The sequence below is a fragment of the Streptomyces cinereospinus genome, assembly GCF_042430725.1.
GTDB classification, from domain to species: domain Bacteria; phylum Actinomycetota; class Actinomycetes; order Streptomycetales; family Streptomycetaceae; genus Streptomyces; species Streptomyces cinereospinus.
In genome coordinates this window covers 21668-39341 of the sequence record NZ_JBHMCY010000074.1, presented here as the reverse complement: position 1 = coordinate 39341, position 17674 = coordinate 21668, and the positions used below count along the sequence as shown (strand labels likewise).

General features: G+C 72.0%; 15 protein-coding genes, 1 tRNA gene and 3 pseudogenes. 3 read left to right on the top strand and 16 right to left on the bottom strand.

The window, feature by feature from the left end:
- Positions 1 to 98 precede the first annotated feature (98 nt).
- Positions 99 to 800 carry a nucleotidyltransferase domain-containing protein gene (locus ACFF45_RS29055; RefSeq protein WP_381349631.1) on the bottom strand — a complete coding sequence of 234 codons (702 nt, stop codon included), beginning with the start codon at positions 798 to 800 and terminating at the stop codon, positions 99 to 101.
- Positions 801 to 1021: 221 nt separating this feature from the next.
- Here ACFF45_RS29055 and ACFF45_RS29050 point away from each other — a divergent pair, with 221 nt between their 5' ends.
- The 3 genes from ACFF45_RS29050 to ACFF45_RS29040 all read left to right on the top strand — a co-directional run bounded on the left by ACFF45_RS29050 (position 1022) and on the right by ACFF45_RS29040 (position 5283).
- Positions 1022 to 2143, top strand: coding sequence for a glycerophosphodiester phosphodiesterase family protein (locus tag ACFF45_RS29050; protein ID WP_381349630.1), 1122 nt, complete (start codon positions 1022 to 1024; stop codon positions 2141 to 2143).
- A gap of 129 nt (positions 2144 to 2272) precedes the next feature.
- A complete protein-coding gene (locus ACFF45_RS29045) occupies positions 2273 to 3343 on the top strand; it encodes an endonuclease/exonuclease/phosphatase family protein (protein ID WP_381349629.1) in 1071 nt (356 codons plus the stop codon).
- A gap of 287 nt (positions 3344 to 3630) precedes the next feature.
- Positions 3631 to 5283 carry a phosphodiester glycosidase family protein gene (locus ACFF45_RS29040; RefSeq protein ID WP_381349628.1) on the top strand — a complete coding sequence of 551 codons (1653 nt, stop codon included), beginning with the start codon at positions 3631 to 3633 and terminating at the stop codon, positions 5281 to 5283.
- Between the two features lie 486 nt (positions 5284 to 5769).
- On the opposite strand, the gene ACFF45_RS29035 is transcribed toward ACFF45_RS29040, so the two are convergent.
- The 15 genes and pseudogenes from ACFF45_RS29035 to eboE all read right to left on the bottom strand — a co-directional run bounded on the left by ACFF45_RS29035 (position 5770) and on the right by eboE (position 17671).
- A complete protein-coding gene (locus ACFF45_RS29035; protein WP_381349627.1) occupies positions 5770 to 6426 on the bottom strand; it encodes a contact-dependent growth inhibition system immunity protein in 657 nt (218 codons plus the stop codon).
- Between the two features lie 12 nt (positions 6427 to 6438).
- On the bottom strand, positions 6439 to 6738 hold the full coding sequence (locus ACFF45_RS29030) for an RNase A-like domain-containing protein (RefSeq protein ID WP_381349626.1): 300 nt from the start codon (positions 6736 to 6738) through the stop codon (positions 6439 to 6441).
- 47 nt (positions 6739 to 6785) lie between these two features.
- Positions 6786 to 7352, bottom strand: a complete 567-nt coding sequence (locus ACFF45_RS29025) for a hypothetical protein (RefSeq protein WP_381349625.1) — start codon at positions 7350 to 7352, stop codon at positions 6786 to 6788.
- A 42-nt stretch (positions 7353 to 7394) separates the two neighbouring features.
- Positions 7395 to 9137, bottom strand: coding sequence for an RNase A-like domain-containing protein (locus tag ACFF45_RS29020; RefSeq protein WP_381349624.1), 1743 nt, complete (start codon positions 9135 to 9137; stop codon positions 7395 to 7397).
- Positions 9137 to 9451, bottom strand: coding sequence for a WXG100 family type VII secretion target (locus ACFF45_RS29015; RefSeq protein WP_381349623.1), 315 nt, complete (start codon positions 9449 to 9451; stop codon positions 9137 to 9139). Before ACFF45_RS29015 ends, ACFF45_RS29020 begins: the two co-directional genes overlap by 1 nt.
- 61 nt (positions 9452 to 9512) lie before the next feature.
- Entirely contained in the window at positions 9513 to 9935 is a 423-nt protein-coding gene (locus tag ACFF45_RS29010; RefSeq protein WP_381349622.1) for a WXG100 family type VII secretion target, read from the bottom strand.
- A 1480-nt stretch (positions 9936 to 11415) separates the two neighbouring features.
- The gene (locus ACFF45_RS29005) at positions 11416 to 11547 is read right to left on the bottom strand and encodes a hypothetical protein (RefSeq protein ID WP_381349621.1); all 132 of its coding nucleotides are present in this window, start codon (positions 11545 to 11547) and stop codon (positions 11416 to 11418) included.
- A 22-nt stretch (positions 11548 to 11569) separates the two neighbouring features.
- Positions 11570 to 11728: pseudogene (locus ACFF45_RS29000) on the bottom strand (IS630 family transposase); the annotation flags it as partial.
- Positions 11692 to 12015, bottom strand: coding sequence for a hypothetical protein (locus ACFF45_RS28995; protein WP_381349620.1), 324 nt, complete (start codon positions 12013 to 12015; stop codon positions 11692 to 11694). The pseudogene ACFF45_RS29000 and the gene ACFF45_RS28995, both read right to left, overlap by 37 nt.
- A gap of 254 nt (positions 12016 to 12269) precedes the next feature.
- A tRNA-Leu gene (locus tag ACFF45_RS28990) sits at positions 12270 to 12354 on the bottom strand.
- Between the two features lie 129 nt (positions 12355 to 12483).
- Positions 12484 to 13054, bottom strand: a pseudogene (locus ACFF45_RS28985) (aldehyde dehydrogenase family protein); the annotation flags it as partial.
- 115 nt (positions 13055 to 13169) lie between these two features.
- Positions 13170 to 13573 (bottom strand): annotated as a pseudogene (locus tag ACFF45_RS28980) (succinate--CoA ligase subunit alpha); the annotation flags it as partial.
- Positions 13574 to 13799: 226 nt separating this feature from the next.
- Complete coding sequence (locus tag ACFF45_RS28975; RefSeq protein ID WP_381349619.1) at positions 13800 to 14996, bottom strand: sugar phosphate isomerase/epimerase family protein; 1197 nt, start codon at positions 14994 to 14996, stop codon at positions 13800 to 13802.
- Between the two features lie 114 nt (positions 14997 to 15110).
- Entirely contained in the window at positions 15111 to 16505 is a 1395-nt protein-coding gene (locus ACFF45_RS28970; RefSeq protein ID WP_381349618.1) for an alkaline phosphatase family protein, read from the bottom strand.
- On the bottom strand, positions 16502 to 17671 hold the full coding sequence (gene eboE, locus ACFF45_RS28965) for a metabolite traffic protein EboE (RefSeq protein ID WP_381349617.1): 1170 nt from the start codon (positions 17669 to 17671) through the stop codon (positions 16502 to 16504). Before eboE ends, ACFF45_RS28970 begins: the two co-directional genes overlap by 4 nt.
- Positions 17672 to 17674: the final 3 nt, after the last annotated feature.

The following is a 17674-nucleotide window of genomic DNA, read 5'->3' as shown; positions in this document are numbered from 1 at the left end:
CCGGGCGCCGGGCCGGGACGGCCGGGCGCCGGGCCGGGACGGCCGGGCGCCGGGCGGTTCCCGTACGAGGTGGAGCGGGGGCCGGGTGCGGCGCCGTGTCAGGCGGGCGCCGCGTCCGGTGCGTAGTGCCGCCGGCGGACCCGCCGCAGCCAGGCCTCGGCCGCCCGCTCGTCGGGCCGTTCGGGCAGCACCCCGGGGGTGGCGTCGAAGGCGGCCTCGAAGCGGCGCAGCAGCGGCAGCGCGGCCGAGGGGTCGGCGGCGACCCGCTCGCCGAAGGCGTGGTAGCCGTCGGGGTCGTCGACCCGGACCGTCAGCCGCCCCGTGGCGTACAGCTCGTAGCCCTGCGTGCACAGCCGTTTGAGGTGACGGGCGTGCTTGGCGGTGCGGCCGCGCACGTCCGCGGAGAACGAGCCGTCGCCGCGGCCGGCGAGCCTGCGGAACTGCTGCGTGGCGTAGCCGAGGTAGGCGTCGCGGACCCGGCGGGCGCTGAGGAAGGACGACCGGATGCCGATCAGCTCGTCCCCGAGGGGGGTCCGCACCTCGTACAGCTCCTCGGGCAGCCAGACCAGTTCCATGACGGTCGGGTTGCCGCCGAGGGCGAGGCGGCACCACTTCGCCGCCTCGTGCAGGGTGCGGTCGGGGCCGGTGGTGACGTGGGACTCCTTCGGGCCGTGCAGGCCGTGCAGGTCCTCGGTGGGAGCGGCGAACAGGCCGAGCCGGTCCACGTCGGAGCCCGCGCGGGCGAGGCCGTACGCGGTGGAGCCGACGACGCCGGACAGCAGGATGTTGGGCACGGTCACGGAAAACCCCCCGGTGTTCGGGCCCGCGCCCGCCCCGTGGCACGCGTGGGCGGCGGACCGTCATCATGCCGCGTCCGCCGGGCGGCCGGCCTGCCATTTTCCGGTCGGACGGGCTTCGGGTTCGCCGAGCGTTCACAGCCGCATCACACGCAGGTCTTCGCCGGCGCCCGGCGCCGCACTAGCGTCCTGGGGTCGCCCCGACCCCGACGAGTGAGGTTGCGATGTCCGTACGTCAGATCCTCGCCGGCCTGGCCCTGGTGCCGGTGCTCGCCGTTCCGACAACCGCCCACGCGACGACGGACGGCCCCGGCGCGTCCCCCCTGACGGCGCGGTCCGAACCGTCCACCCTGCCGGCCCGGTTCGAACCGTCCACCCTGCCGGCCCGGTTCGACTTGCAAGCCCACCGCGGCGGCCTCGGCATGACGACCGAGAGCACCCTGGAAGGGTTCGGCAAGGCGCTGCGGCTGGGGGTGTCCACGCTGGAGCTGGACACCCAGGTCACCAAGGACCGCAAGGTGGTGGTCACGCACGACCGGCAGGTCAGCGCGCAGAAGTGCCGGGACACCGCGCCGCTCGTGCCGGGCGACCCCATGTACCCGTACGTCGGCAAATACGTCAAGGATCTGACGCTGGCTCAGATCAAGACCATGAACTGCGGCTATCAGCAGCTGCCCGGCCACCCCGGGCAGGAGCAGGTCGACGGCGCCCGGATGGCAGAGCTCCGGGACGTGCTGGACCTGGTCGAGCGCTACCGGGCCAAGCAGGTCACGCTCAACGTCGAGACGAAGGTCGAGGCGGGGGCACCCGAGCAGACCGCGCCGCGTGAGCTGTTCGTGCGCCGGGTGTTCGAGGAGATCCGCGCCTCCGGCCTGGAGCGCCAGGTCACCGTCCAGTCCTTCGACTGGGGCGCGCTCAGGGCGATGCACGAGCTGGCTCCGAAGTGGCCGCTGGTGGCGCTGACCAACTACGACTTCCTCCAGGTCGGCGAGGACGGCGCCTCCCCGTGGCTGGGCGGCATCGACGCCGACGACTACGACGGCGACTTCGTGCGGGCCGCCGCGACCGTCCCCGGCGTCAAGGCCCTCTCCCCCAACTACGGCTTCCCGCAGAACGGCACGGTCGGCGACCCCGGCTTCCGCCTCTACCCCGACCGCGCGATGATCACCGCGGCGCACGCCCGGGGCCTGAAGGTCGTCCCGTGGACCTGCGACGACCCCGCCACGGTGGAGGCGCTGATGGACCTGGGCGTCGACGGCGTCATCACGAACTACCCGGACCGGGTCCGCGAGATCATGGCCGACCGCGGCATGCGGTTGCCGAAGCCGTACTTCCCGCGCCACTGAGCCCCCTTTCCCCGGGGCGGTCCGGCGGCGTCCGGTCCGCGCGGAGCCCCGGGGGACGCGGCCGCGTATCGTCTCCCCCGCGTCCGGTGATCACAGGGGTGGGCCGGCGGGACGTACGGCGGACGGAGGGTGGCCATCGAAGGGGCCGACGTGCCGGTGCGGGAGGCCGGTCCCCCGCACCGGGGAGGCCGGGCCGCGCGGTGGCTGCGTGAGCGTCTGCGCCGGCAGAACCGGCGGCCGCCGGACCGGGGCGGGCGGACGGCGTGGCGTCGCGGGCGCCCCACCGCGGCGCTGTCCCTGCTGGTCGCCGGGCTGCTGCTGTTCCCCTCGCGGGTGCCCGGCGCCCTGGGGCTGGGCAGCCTGGTCGAGACCTTCCTGCCGTGGCTCGGGGTGCCGGTGCCGCCGCTGCTCGCGCTGGCCGTGCTGCGCCGTTCGGCGACCGCGGTGCCGGCGGCACTGGCGGCGGCGATGGTCTGGATCGCCGCCTTCGGCCCGTCCCCGCCGCCCCGGGCCGCCGGGCCGTACGACCTGACCGTGGTGCAGCACAACGTGAGCGACGAGAACGAGGACCCCGCCGCCACGGCGCGCACCCTCATGGCCGCCGACCCCGACCTGCTGGCCCTGGAGGAGCTGACGGAACCGGCCCTCGCGGCCTACGAGGACGCGTTCCGGAGCCGCTACCCGCACCACGCGGTCGTCGGGACGGTCGGGCTCTGGTCCCGCCACCCGCTGACGGGAACCGACCGCGCGGACATCAGGCCCGAGGCGGTGACGGGCGACTGGGACCGCGGGCTCCGGGCGACCGTAAGGGTCGCCCCCGGGCGCGACATCGCCGTGTACGTGGCACATCTGCCGTCGGTCCGGATCAGGCCGGCCGGCGGGTTCGACACCCGGTGGCGCGACGAGAGCGCGCGCCTGCTCGGCGAGGCGCTCGCCGCCGACAGGTCGGCCACGGTGATCCTGGCGGGCGACCTCAACGGCACCACGCGGGACCGCGGCCTGGCGCCCGTGACGTCACGGCTGGACACCGCGGACGAGGACTTCGCGTTCAGCTGGCCCGCCGCCCTCCCCCTCGCCCGGATCGACCAGGTGCTGGCGCGCGGGGCGGCGGTGCTGGACGTACGGACCCTCCCCGGCACCGGAAGCGATCACCTGCCGGTCCTGGCGCGGATCGGCCCGGAGGCCGGGCCACCGGTGTGACCTTCGAGACAGTGCCTGGTGGGAGGCGGTTTCCGCCCCGTTCCGGTGCCGGCTCCCCGGCTCCCGTATGGCATGATGTCGGCGCAGCCGATCATGGTCGACGACCAGCGCCGCGCCGACGGTCACGTGCCAGAGGGCCGGGGGAACCAGCCCGCGCACGTGCGCGCGGCGCCGTCGCGCCGATACGGCCGTCCTCTCGCCACCACACGTCGGGTGGGCCGTCGGCTTCGCGACATGCGCGGCGTGCACGGTCGCAGCCGACCCTCCCTCCCCGAAAGGGCACGACCATGCAGTTCCGCACGGCACGACGCTGGTTGTTCGGCGGGGCGACGGCCGCCTGCGTGGTCGCCGCCACGGTGGTGGGGAGTGCGGAGAGCCGGCCGGCCGCGCAGCGGACCGGTGTGGTGACCGCCGGGGAGCTGCCGCTGGGTCCCGCCGCCCTGGCGGAGACCCGCACCTCCCGGGAGATCGCCCCGGGCCTGACCCACATCGCCATCGAGCGCGGCGAGGCGTCGCCGGACGACTTCTGGACCGTCACGGTCGGCCTGGCCACGAACGAGGCGGAGGCCGCCGGGCTGGAGAGCAGGGTCCGCGCCGCCGGATACGAGCCGCGGCGGGACCGCACCGCCGGGCCGGACCCCCGGGGCCCGCTCGACCGGCCGCTCGGCTGGATGGTGCGGGTGGGCCGGTACGCCGGCGAGGCGGCCGCCGAGCAGGCCGCGAAGGAACTGGCGGCCCGCGGCCTGCCCGGCGGCACGGTCCAGCACACCGGCGAGGACGGGCACCCCACCACCGGCCCCTGGTCCCTGGACGTGCTCGTGCTGGACCCCGCCCGGTTCCGCGGCCGGCTGCGGTCCGAGCTGGCCGACGGCATCGTGCCGGGCCGCGAGACCACCAGCGCGATGGCGCGCCGCACCGGCGCCCTCGCTGCGGTCAACGGCGGCTACTTCGTCATCGGCGGCCCGCACACGGCCCCCGGCAACTGGGTGGCGGGCACCGACGGCGACCCCGCCGGCATCTCCGTGGTCGACGGCGTCCTCGTCTCGGAGGCCGTCAACGGGCGGCCCGCCCTCGTCGTGCGCGGCGAGGGCGGGCGGGGCACCTCGGTACGCCGGCTGGGGACCAGGATCACGGTCCGCGCCGCGGACGGCGCCACCCGCGAGGTGACCGGCCTGAACCGGCAGCCCGGCCTGATCACCAACTGCGGCGGCGTCGGCGACGCCACCCCCTTCTCCCGTCCGGCGCACGACTACACCTGTGGCAACGCCGACGAACTCGTCGCCCTCACCGCGCGCTTCGGCACCGCCGCGCCGCGGGGCCCCGGCTACCAGGCCACCCTCGACGCCGACGGACGGGTGACCGCCGTGCGCGGCAGCCGGGGCGGGACCGTGCCCGCGCGCGGCACCCTGTTGCAGGGCACCGGGACGGGAGCCCAGTGGCTGCGCGCCCACGCCCGTACCGGCGCCCGGCTGACGGTGCGCAGCACGGTGGTGGACGCCGACCGGAGGACGGCGCTGCCGGTCACCGCGGAGACGTCCGTCGTCAACGGCGGCCCGCTGCTGCTGCGCGACGGTGCCACGGTCCTCGACCCGGTCCGGGACGGCTGGAGCCCCGAGGACATCGAGGGCGCGGACCGCGCCGCCCTCTACAACGGCTGGTACCTGCGTCGCAATCCGCGCACCGCCGCCGGGGTCACCCAGGACGGGCGGGTCGTCCTGCTCACCGTCGACGGCCGCGCCCCCGGCCGCAGCGCCGGACTGTCGATCACCGAGACCGCCGCGGTCATGCGCGGCCTGGGCGCGGTGGACGCGCTCAACCTGGACGGCGGCGGCTCCACGGCGATGGTCGTGCGCGGCGCGCTGCAGGGCGTCCCCAGCGACGCCGCCGGCGAGCGCCCGGCCGGCGACGCGCTCGTCGTGCTGCCGGCACCGGCGCCGTAGCGAAGGCGTCCTCTCGCCCCGCGTCCCCCTGGCCGGCACGGCCGGGGGGACGTTCCGCACGCTCCGCCGCGGCCAGGGGGCGTGGACGCACGAAACGGTGGCCGGGAGGTCCCGGCCACCGTTTCGATGAGTTGTCAACCAGCGCGGGACGTGCGCGAGATCGTCCCCTGGGACGTTCACGAGTTCCCTTGACCAGGCACAACAGAGCCCATTGATGTCGAGGTTCCCGTGAGCCGCAAGTGGTGTCACCGACCGTCGTTCCGGCCCCGGCAAGACCGTGTGGGCGTGGTGAGCACCGCGTCGAGCGAGCGGTCCGGCACCCTCCGGCAGGCACCACCCGCCGCCCCGCGCCGCCGAACCGCCGTCGAGCCCTTGACCACGGGTCCCGCACCGACGAGAGCGACGCACCGAACGGACGAATGGCGGAGGCCGCTGACCGCCCACCTGGCCTCCGGTCCCCCCGGTGCGGGGCGGTCCGGGGCCGCATCAGCCGCCGGACAGCGCCGCCGCCACCGACCGGAACCAGGCGCCGTGGGAGAACGGCTCGGGCGGCCCGACCTCCATACCGAGTTCGGCGGCCGCCAAGGCGTAGTCCCCCTCGTCCAGAGGGAGGGCGAGCAGTTCGTGGAGTTCACCCACGAGGCGTGCGACCACGTGGGGGTCAGTGGTGACGGCGTAGTCGGCGACGGCGGCGTCGTGATCGGGGAACTCCTCGACGATGTCCTGCGAGAACCAGCCGCCGAGCAGTTGCGCCGTCTCAGGGAAGCGCGCGTGCCACTCCCAGTGAGTCTGCGGAGACGACGGCTCCGGGACGTCGCCTTCCTCGATGCTCTTCTTCAGATGGTCGGCCAGCACCATCAGCCATTCACCTATCTCGGACTGCGGCGTCCCGGTGTCCGGGATCGCGTAGAACTCGCCCAGCCCGAGCCGGATACGACCCGGCGGGTTGCGGCTGTACTCGCGCAGCTGGCGCTCGGCCTCCGCGACGGCCCAGGGGCGGGTGTGCCAGGTGTGACGGAGGTACGCGTCCAGCGCACGGCTGCGCCGCTCCGGGGTGTCGTCGGCAGGCTGCCCCAGGTAGGCACGCATCACCTGGTCCAGCTCGCCGTACCGGCGGTCGTGTTCGAGGGGCTTCATGGACATGTGCGGCAGCCCCTACAGGTAGATCGGGACGGTCGTGCGGACGACGAAGCCGTGCGGGCTCGACGGCTCGCGGCGCAGCACCACGCGCGCCGCGCGGACGTCGACGGGTCCCCGCCCGGCCAGCAGGTCGCCCTGCAGCTGAACCCGGCCCACGGGCTCCTCGCGGGAGGGCCAGGCGGCCTCGATGGTCAGGCGGGCCCGGGTGCCCTGGGCGAGCCAGCGGTGGATGACCTGCTCGTTGGCGGTCACCACCTGCTGGGTGGCCCAGTGGGCGGTCTCCCGGTCGGGGTAGGAGGCGGAACGGGTCAGCACGGGAAGATCCTCTCGAACAACGTGGTCAAGGGCCGCGCCCCGACGGGTCAGTAGTCGGAGAAGTTCCAGAACATGCCCACCTCGGTGTCAGAGACGACGATCAGGCCGCAGTCCTCCGAGTAGACGTCGCTCAGCGGGTCGTATCCCCAGTGCGACGTCGTGAAGTCGAGTGCGCCGGGCGCAGGGCCGGGCCTGCTGACGTTGGTGTGGTAGGTGGCCGCGTCTCCGTAACGCGCGAGGATCGTGCGTGCCATCGCCCGCAGTTCCTTCTCGCTCTCCGTGAAACGCTTCAGGTTGGCCAGGGTACAACAATCGTCCGTGAGGGCCAGGAGCAGGTTCTCGGCGCTGGCACGGTCGATCTCGCGAAGACGTCGCGCGATGTACTCCGGGGGGTGGACGGCGAACGGAAACGTGGAAGACCCGTCGTGCTCCGGGCTCTGTGCCGCGTCGTCGAGACCGCTCCAGCCCCGGGGGTCCGGGACGGCTCGGGCCATCAAGGCGATGACGTCGAGAACCCAGTTCTCGTGGCGCCGCGGGCCCGTGGCGTCGTACGGGTACGCGTCCTCGAACAGGTGGCGTACTGCGGCTTCCCAGGAGGTCTGGTCAATGGGCATGTGGTGCCGGCCTTTCTCGGCGGGGCGCTGGTAGGGCTTGCCCTACCAGGATTTGGCGGGCATCGACGTCATGACGGTGAACGGCGGGGTGCGACTGCTGTCGTAGCGGATCCGCGTGTCGATGCCGTGCACGTCGTACGCCTTGGCGTTCATGCCGCCCTGTTTGTACCCGGACAGCGGGTCGTTCGAGTCCACCGGCTGCTTGAACACGCTGCGGCCGCTGGTCTCGCCGTTCGGCGCGGTTGAGTGGAAGTCCTTGACCTTTCCCTCTTCCGGCGGCGGCGGGCCCTTGATCCACGCCTCGATGACAGCCTTGTTCTGGTTGAGGTTGTACTCGGTCAGCTCCTCCGCCCGCTGGTAGTCCGGGAAGGCCGAGGCGGCTTTGGGATACGGTTTACCGTACGGCCAGGCCTGGGTCGGTGTCGGATTCGACTGCTGGTCCCGCAGGCGCTGCGCGAGTTGCTCGTCCGTCTTGCCGACGTGCCTGTCCAGGGTGTGACCGTGCTCCAGGTACTCGTTGGCAGCGAGGTCGAGGTCGTACGTGCCCGCCGAGTCGATCTTCAGCCAGATCTGCGAGTCCTTGAACTCCTCCAGGGCCCGCATGCCGAAGCCTTGCGCACGTGCCTCCTGAGCCTCGAACTTCGGGGCGCTCCGGTGTGCCTCGTCCAAAGGGCCCATGAGCGCGTCGAGTTTCGGAACGAGCGCGTCGACCCGTCGGTTGTACTCGGTGACGATAGCGTTCAGCTTGGCGGTGTCCATGTTCAGGACGATGCCCTGGCCCAACTGGCTCGCGCCCTTGGCGACCCCCTTGGCCACGCCTTTTAGGAAACCCTTGACGTCGTCCATGCCGACGCCGTCCTTGAGGTCGACCTCCACCTTGGGAATCGCGTCGCGCACGGCCTCGATGTAGACGTCCCACACCTCGCGGTTGAGGTAGACGGCTGCCTCGGCGAATTCGTAGAGGAGGTCGCTGACTTTCTGAGCCGTGTCGAACAGCACGCTCAACACGGGGTGGGTGGCGGTCTGCGCGGAGGAGCTGTCGTGTTTCCACTCGTAGCCCTCACGACTCTTGCCCCACGATGTCGTGCCCCACAGCGAACTGCAGAAATGACGCATCGCGTCGTGCCACTCGCTGTTGCTCTGCTGCGTGACGCTGCTGACGTTCCCGGTCAGCCCGCTCTCCGCCATGGAGAGCGAGGTGGTCGTAGCCATCCACGCCTTCGACAGCGAGTTCAGATAGTGCTGCTGGGGAAACGGATAGACCTCGGCGACCTTGCCCATCCGGAAGGCGTGCTTCACCACGGGCCTCAGCACATCCCGGACTGGGTCGGGCACCCATTCGAGGATCCTGCGGACGAAGTCGTCGCCGCCGTCGTCGTCACCCCACTTCAGATCGGGCACGGAGCCGTAGACGGGCGGCTTCTCGATGACCTTCGGCAACGGCTGGACGACCGGTTTCGCCTTCCCGGTGGGGTCGTTGGCCGCCTCGGCTTTCGCATAGGTGTTGGCCGTCGAGGTAAAGCCGATCGCCGTTCCCCCGATACTGACGACGCTCTTGGCCCATACCTCGAGAAAGCGGTTGCCCACCTTGACGTACGACGTCGCGAAAGCCTGGGGCGAGGTGCCGTAACCACCGGCGTCCGGGTACTTGTTCAGCCCGTCGAGCAGGGTTTTGGCGCCCTTGTCCATCACCGTCTGCTGGCTCGCCACACCTGCGGAGACGCGGTGGAGGTCGGCCGGCTTGACGTCGATGGTGCCGTTCTGGCTCGGCGGTGGGGTCCCCATCAGCCGGCCCCCCAGCCGCGCAGCACGGCCTGGTGTGCTGCCATATAGTTGCCGTGGCTCGTGGTCGCGCACTCCTGCAGCCACTTCTGGGCCGCCTGGAGGTCCTGGGCCGAGCGGTCCCACTCGTCGAGTTTGTCGACGAAGACCTCGCGGGCCTCTCCCTCCCAGGACAGGACGACCGGCACGACCCGATCGCGGAGTTCGTCCAGACCGTCGTTGAGCTTCTTGAGAATGTCCTCCAGCTCGGCGGCGAGCTCGCGGAGGGTGGCGAAAGAGACGGCGATGTGCCCGTCGTCCGCGCTTCCGGTTGTCATGGTTCCCCGTTTCACAGGTGTCGTCGCGGTCCGGCAGGGAGCCTCTTCAGGGGCGTCGGGATCAGAACGAGTCGAGGCTGCTGCGCGGGTGGGCGGGAGCGGTCGTCTCCAGGTTCGGGGTCGACAGCTTGTCGACCTCGCTGTCGATGTCCACCTGGATGCTGCGCAGTTGGGCCACCACTTCCAGTTCCCGCTCCGTGAACCCGTCCCGGCTGAGGCGCACGGCCTGCTCGATGTGCCGGATCACTTCACGGATGCGCACGGCGTCCTCGGCCGCTGCCCGGTGGAACCCGCGGTACGCCGTCGCCGCCGGTCCTCGCCAACCCGCTTCGATGCGATCGACGATCGCGTCCATCCGCTTCACCTGCTTGTCCAGGTGATCCTGCATGTCGTCGAGGTCGTCGGCCAGTTTGGTGAGGTCCTGGCTCGACACCCTCAGATAGACGCCGCCCTCTTGGCTCGCGCCTGCTCCACCTGTATCCATGCTTCCTACCTCCGCCCCCGTGACTTCGGCTTGGCAAACCGCGTGAGCACGGTGATCGTAACCTCGCGCTCTTCCGGAGTCGGCGCCCGCGGCGGGCCCGTGGAAGGGCCGTCGACCGGGAGGCACGGCGCCTTCGGCCATGGGCGTCACAAGGCACCCGCGTCCCGTCCGTGCCGCGCGTCCGGCGTCCGGGATTCGACCAGGTGGGTACCGATGTCTGAGGTGGGCGTTATTTTTGACGCTGATCGTCACGATGCCCTCGCCGCCTGTCACGGCGGGGTGCGCGCGGCGGTCCCGTCAGCCGTCCTGTCCGAAAGGTCCTCGTGAAGCCCACCCTGGCCGCCGCGCAGCTCCGCCGCGGTTCAACGCAGTACCTCACGACGACGTGCGCGCCGGCCGACGAGGACACGCGGCTCGCGCTGGAGCAGTTCCTCGGAGACCGGAGACGGGCATCTTCCGGGACATCCGCGGCCGGTCGTCGAAGCTGTCGTTGAGCTACCGGACCACCCGGCAGATGCTGCGCTCCGCGCTGAACGTGCTCAGCGACGAGAGGAACTGATCCGGGCTCGGCCGCCGGTCGCGGCGTGACCGGCCTCTGAGACGTGCTGCGGTCCGCTTCGGTCGGCGCGGCATGACCGGTCCATGAGGCACGAGGAACGGCTGCCGAGGATCCTCCGGCAGCACCCTGCGATCGCTGGGGCCGGATCGGGGTCCGGCAGGGACGGGGCGAGGGCCGCATACACGTCCGCCGCCCGGCTGGGACGGTCATCGGTGGATGCCGGACGGGCGGGTCACCTCGGAGCCCTGAAAGTCTCGACAACTCGGCCCCCCGTTGTCACTCTGCCCTGGCGATCGTGGTGGCGGTCTCCTGCAGGCGCCGCCCACCGCCCCCGGAAAACCACACATGCCTGCGCCGCAGCTACCAGCCGTCGCGCAGGCATGTCCTGTTTCCGCAGGTGAGAGGCGCAGTACCTGGACCGCCACCGACCCACCCCCTCACCGAGCCGATCACGACCCCCGAAGGTCCCCAGAAACTGGGAAATATCGGCGAGAAACATGACTCAACCGGTAGTTCGTGAACACTTCGGGACGATCTCGCGTACGTCCCGTGCCGGTTGTGGGACGTTCACGAGATCCTTTGACCAGCCGCAACAGGGCTCATTGATGTCGAGGTTCCCGCGAGTCACAAGGTCATCTCCCGAGAATATGCACACGCAATTGTTTTGACGGGATGCGCTGTGCCCCTGAGGTGGCTCGTCCACGCAGCTTCCATGCAGGCACTCTCTGCGTCTCACAGATCGCACAGGCAGCATGACCTGGAGAGTCTCATGCCCGATTGCCCCTTGGACCAAGCTAGGCCGATCGCAAAAGGCCAGCATCACCCTCAGTTACGTCGACTGCGGGGCCGTAGGGCCACCATCGCGTTCGAGGTTTCGGGCAACCCGCACCCCGCACCCCGTGAGTGCGAGCGCGCCTACGCCTACGCGGACAGCGCAGGGAACACGACCACCGAGCCGTCCTTGTTGCGGGCAATCTCAATCGCCACGTCTGTCGTGTGGCTGTCGACCATGACGCCGTCGCCCAGCTTGCGAATCCGGTTTGCCGCGCGCATCAGGCGATCGACTTCACCGGTCGTGAAGACGTCCGCGCGCCTGCACTCCGAGCCACGTCTTGATCGCGGGCGTCTTGTGGGTGCCGTAGTTGAAGCAGATCAGATGGATCTGAAGGTGTGCGGGCACCTCCTTGTCGATCCTGGTCAGGAACTTCTTGAACTCCGCTGCCCGGTGCCGCCTGGTCCGGATTGCGCAGCCAGAACGAGGGCGGCAACGGCAACCTCTAGAAGTCCGCCCTCGACAGCATCGACAATCCCCAGCTCCGCCTGCCGCACGGACGCGTCGCGCAGACCCTGCTCAATGCAGTCATCATCTTCGTGGCGAACCTCAGAGCCATCCGACGGTTCCTCCGCGACCAGGGCATCCAGCCCCGCAAAGCCGGCACGCAGAGCGCCGTAACCCAACCCCGTGAGCCTTCGGACCCGTCCCTGGCGCGACCGCTTACGACCGAGCAGGTCCTCCGCCACGTGAGTGACGCACCTCCGCCGCGCTCCGCCCCCTGAAAACCCCACATGCATGCGCCACGGCTACCAGCCGTCGCGCAGGCATGTCCTGTTTCCGCAGGTGAGGGGCGCAGTACCTGGACCGCCACCGCCTCACCCTCTCACCGAGTCGATCACGAGGCCTGAAGGCCCCAGAAACGACGAAATACCGGTGAGTCACATGACTCGACCGGTAATTCGTGAACCCTTCGGGACGATCTCGTGAACGTCCCGGGTTGTGTCCGAGGGGGGACTTGAACCCCCACGCCCGATAAAGGGCACTAGCACCTCAAGCTAGCGCGTCTGCCATTCCGCCACCCGGACGAGGTGTCCGCCGCCTTGCCGGAGGTGTTCCGCGCGGCGACAGGGACAACAATACCAAGGTTTCGGAGTGCCCTTCACCTGCGTTTTGATCCCGGGCACGGGGGGCTGACCGGTCACCGCATCAGGTGTTCACGGCATCAGGTGGTGGTCCGGGAAGCTCCCCGGCAGCCGCTCCCCCGCGGGCCCCTGCGTCACCGCCCGCACCGGCAGTCCACCGCCGGCGAACCCGCCCCGCCAGGACGCGCCGAATACGCCGAAGAGCTCCTCGCGGTCGCCGCGGGCCGCGGGAGCGCGGCGTGCCGTGGCCCCGGTTCTGAAGGCGCGGATCTGCGGGGGGCGGGCCGCTCGAACGCCGCCCGGCTGTCCGTGGCCGACGTGGCGACCAGCGCGCCGTTGGAGACGCTCATGGCCGCTGGCAGTTCGGCCTCGGTGTCGACCGGGACGATCGTGCCGACCTGGCCGAAGGGCTCCGCGTGGTGCAGCGGGGAGGACGGCGGCGGGTCGAGGAGCATGACCGGCTGGACGTACGCCGAGGTGTCCTGGCCGGGCAGGAAGCAAGCGTCGCCCGACTTGCCGCGGCGCCGCGGTCGACGGCCTCGGCCACCTGGTCGTGCAGTTCCTGAGCCTTGGCGGTGTTGATCAGCGGGCCGGAGTCCAGCGCCGGGAAGGGGTCGCCCGGTTCCTCGACGGCGAGCGGGTACGGAAGGTGCCTGGCCCGGCGCCGCGCGCGGCACCGCACGTCGGGTTCTTTCAGGAGGAAGCATGCTGACGGGTCGAGGAGTGCGGCGGTCACCGTGCGGCGACCATGAGTGGCGTCACCGTCCGGTCTCCCGCACGGCCCGTACCGGGCGGGCCGTCTCGGTCGGCGTGCCGCCCACCCGTACGCGGGCCGCCTCCAGCGCCTCCTTCTTCCCCCGCGCGGTGCCGGACGAGCCGGAGACGACGGCGCCGGCGTGCCCCATGGCCCTGCCCTCGGGACCGGGAACCCGGCGACGTAGCCGACGACCGGCTTGGTGACGTGCTCGCGGAGGGAGGCGGCCGCCCGTTCCTCCGCGTCGCCGCCGATCTCGCCGATCTCGCCGATCAGCACGATCAGCTCGGTGCCGGGGTCGGCCTGGAAGGCGGCCGGGCAGTCGATGGGCGTGGGGCCGGCGACCGGGTCGCCGCCGATGCCGAGGCAGGTGGAGAGGCCGGCCTCGCGCAGTTCGTACATGAGCTGTCCCTGTTCGCCGGGTGCGTGGCGCTGTGCCTGCACCCGCCGGGCCGCCCCGGGCCGGGCGCATCACGCCCGGCCCGCAGCCTCTCGGCGAGGAGGCGGCCCGACCGGCCGCGTCCCGCGCGGCCGCACACCGCCGCCGCCCCGACCGACTCGGGCACTTCTCGCCCACGGACCGGGCGGCCCCTCCCGCAGCGCGCGGGACGGGCCGCCCGGTCGGTGGTCCGGGTCAGTGGCGCCGCTCGCGCAGGGCCGCCAGGTTGTCGTATCCGATCTTGGCCTCCCGCAGCGACTGCCCGGGGTCGGTGGCGCTCGGGGCGTTGTCGTCCTCGATCATCGGGTTGTGGTAGTTCCGCTGCCCGACCCGGGAGAAGAACGCCGTGTAGTCGATGACGCCGGTCCCGAAGGGCACCATCTCGTAGCCCATGCCGTTGGTGGTGCTGACGACGCCGTCCTTGGCGTGGAACAGCGGATAGCGCCGGTTGTTGCGGGCGACCAGGCCGGCCGGGTCGAAGACGCTCTCGCGGGTGGAGCCGTCGTGGGCGGTGTAGGTGGGGAACTTGTACTGGGCGACGTGCGCCCAGAAGACGTCCATCTCCAGCCAGACCGCCCGCGGGTCGGTGACCTGGAGGAAGTACTCCAGCTTCCGGATGCCCGAGCTGCGGGTCGGCCGGCCCTGGTCGTCCAGCGGGCCGCCGTCGAGCAGGAAGCCGTAGGCGCTGTCGTGGTTGTGGGTGTAGAGCTTGACGCCCTCGCGCCGGGCGATCTCGCCGAGGGTGTTCCACTTGTCGGCGGCCACGTCCCAGTCGGCGCGGTAGGAGCTGCCGGTGGGGTCGCCGCCGGTGCCCATGTGGTCCATGCCGATGATGTTGGCGATCTCCAGGTGCCTCTTGAAGGTGTCCAGGTCGGCCGTGGTCAGCGGCCAGGACGGCGGGATGAAGCCGTGGTTGCCCCGGGCGCGCAGCCCGTACTCGTCGAGCCAGGAGCGCAGCAGCCGGGCGCCCTGGACGGATTCCAGGTCGGCGCCGCCGGGTGCGTTCGCGTGCTGCCGGTAGCCCGCGAACTCCACCTGGCGGTAGCCGTGCCGGGCGAGCTGCCGGAACACCTCGCGGAAGCCGGAGGGCAGGTCGGTGGCGAGCGGGTCACGGCCGGTGGCGTCACGGACGGTGTACAGGATGATGCCGCGCTTGCGCGGCGGGACGAGCACCTGCCCGCCGTGTCCGTCTCCGTGGCCGTCGCCGCGGTCCTGCGCCAGGGCGGGGGAGGCGCCGAAGACGGGGGCCGCGACGGCTCCGGCCGCCACGGCGGTGCAGGTGGTGAGGAAGCGGCGGCGGTTCACGCCGAGGCTGCGGCGCAGGTGCTCGTCCGGAGTGTCGGCGGCGGGGGCGGCGTTCTCGGTGCGGGAGGGGTCGGGATACAGGGTCACGAAAGTCTGCCTTCTCGGTCGTGGCCGGTGCCGGTGCGGTCGGGACCGGCCGTTGTCAGTGCCGTGTGTTTCACTCTCCGTAGCTGGATCTCGGCGGTCGTGCCTGGTGGCGCGTCAGCCGAGACCGGCGAGCCGGAGCAGCAGTGACTTCACGTCGGTGGCCGCCACACGGCCGCCGACTGCGCGGGGGGTGGAGCAGATGAGGAGCGGACCGTCGTCGTCGCTCGCGGGGAGGCGGCCGTGGCTGCCGCGGAGGGGGGAGGGGTCCAGTGGCACGACCGCCATGCGGTAGCGCATGCCGAGCTTCTTGCGGGCCAGCGCGGTGGCCGCCTTGACCCTGACGTAGGGGTCGAGGGGGTCCATGAAGAGCTCGACCGGGTCGTAGCCGGGTTTGCGGTGGATCTCGACCAGCCGTGCGAAGTCGGGCGCGCGGGCGTCGTCGAGCCAGTAGTAGTACGTGAACCAGGCGTCCGGCTCCGCGACGGCGACCAGTTCGCCGGCCCGTGGATGGTCGAGCTGGTGGGCCTTCTTGCCCTCGTCGTCGAGGAGCTGCTCGATGCCGGGCAGTCCGTCGAGCGCGGCGCGGGTGGCGTCGAGGTCCTCGGGGCGGCGCACGTAGACGTGGGCGATCTGGTGGTCGGCCACGGCGAACGCCCGGGACGCCATCGGGTCGAGGTACTCCATGCCGTCCTGGGTGTGCACCTCCAGCAGGCCCGCGCGGCGCAGGGCGCGGTTGATGTCGACGGGCCGGCTGACGCGGGTGATGCCGTACTCGGAGAGCACGACGACGGTGCGGCCCGTGGCGCGGGCGTCGGCCAGCAGCGGCGCCACGGCGGCGTCCAGGTCGGCGGCCGCCTTCAGCGAGCGCGGGTCGTCGGGGCCGAAGCGTTGCAGGTCGTAGTCGAGGTGCGGGAGGTAGCAGAGGGTCAGGTCGGGGTGGCGGGTGCGCAGGACGTGGCGGGTCGCGTCGATGATCCACCGGCTGGAGACGAGGTCGGCGCCGGGTCCCCAGAAGTGGAACAGCGGGAACGTGCCGAGCGCGTCGGTGAGTTCGTCGTGCAGGTCCGGCGGGCGGGTGTAGCAGTCGGGTTCCTTGCGGCCGTCGGCGTAGTAGACCGGACGGGGGGTGACGGTGATGTCGGTGTCGGCGCCCATGGCGTACCACCAGCAGATGTTGGCGACCGTGTAGCCGGGGTGGGCGCGGCGGGCGGCGTCCCAGAGCTTGTCGCCGGCGACCAGGCCGTTGTGCTGGCGCCACAGCAGGACGTCGCCGAGTTCGCGGAAGTACCAGCCGTTGCCGACGATGCCGTGCTCGGCGGGCATGGTGCCGGTCAGGAAGGTGGACTGGGCGGTGCAGGTGACGGCGGGCAGCACCGTGCCGAGGGGCGCCCGGGAGCCGGAGCGGGCGAGGCTCTTCAGGTGCGGCATGTGGTCGAGGAGGCGGGGGGTGAGGCCGACGACGTCGAGGACGAGGAGCGGGGTGGGGCGCGCGGGGGCGGGGGCGTTCACGGCAGCTCCTTCAGGCCGAGGTCGGTCAGCAGGTCGCGGGCGAGGGCGAGTTCGGCCGCGATGCCGTCGGTGAGCTGGGGGCGGGACCGGGGCCGCAGTGCCGGTGGGAGGGCCTGCCAGGTGTAGGTCTCGACCTCCAGGTGGTGGGTGAGCGGGCCGGGCCCGCCGACGAGGCGGGTCAGGGCGGCCTTGAGGACGGGGAGCGTGGAGGTGAGGGGCGCGGCGGGGGCCGCGTGCAGCGGGACGTGGAAGTGGGCGCGCCAGGGCGAGGCGTCCGGCAGGGCGTCGGCGCCGAGGGCCGCGCCGAGGTCGTCGGTGCCGCGCAGGCCGGCGGCGGTGGCGGTGCGGGTCTGGTGCAGGAAGCGGGGTTCGTCGAACGCGGCGAGCGCCTCGCGGACTTCGGGGAGGTGGGGGTGTTCGGCGTGCAGGGCGGCGGAGAGCTGGGACTTGATCACGGGGACGCCGGCCCGGGTGAGGGCGTCCAGGGCGGTGTTCGGGTCTTCGAAGGAGGTGGCGAGGTGGCAGGTGTCGACGCAGATGCCGATGCGGTCGTGGCCGATCGCGGTCAGCGGGGCGATGGCGTCGCCGGTGGTCTCGACGACGCAGCCGGGCTCGGGTTCGAGGCCGACGCGCACGGAGCGGCCGGTCAGCTCCTGCAGGGCGTCGAGGCGTTCGCCGAGGGTGCGCAGGGCGGCGCGGGCGGTCTCGGCCCGCCCGCCGTCCTGGGCGGTGCGCCAGGCGAGCGGCAGGGTGGAGACGCTGCCCGCGGTGACGTCGTCGGGCAGCAGCCCGGCGAGGACGCGGGCCAGGGCGGTGGTGTGCTCCAGGCGTTCGGGGTCGGCCCAGTCCGGCTTGTACACGCGGTACTTGACCTCTCCGGCGCCGAACCCCTCGTAGGGGAAGCCGTTGAGGGTGACGACCTCCAGGCCGCGCCGGTCGAGTTCGGTGCGCAGGGTGCGCAGTGCGGACGGGTCGGTGACGAGGGCGCGGGCGGCGTCCCTGGCGAGCCACAGGCCGATGCCGAGCCGGTCACGGCCGAGGCGGCGGCGGACGGGCTCGCAGTGGTCGCGGAGCTGGGCGAGGACGCCGTCGAGGGTCTCGGCCGGGTGGACGTTGGTGCAGTAGGCCAGGTGCACCGTGGAGCCGTCGGGGTGGCGGAAGCGCATGGC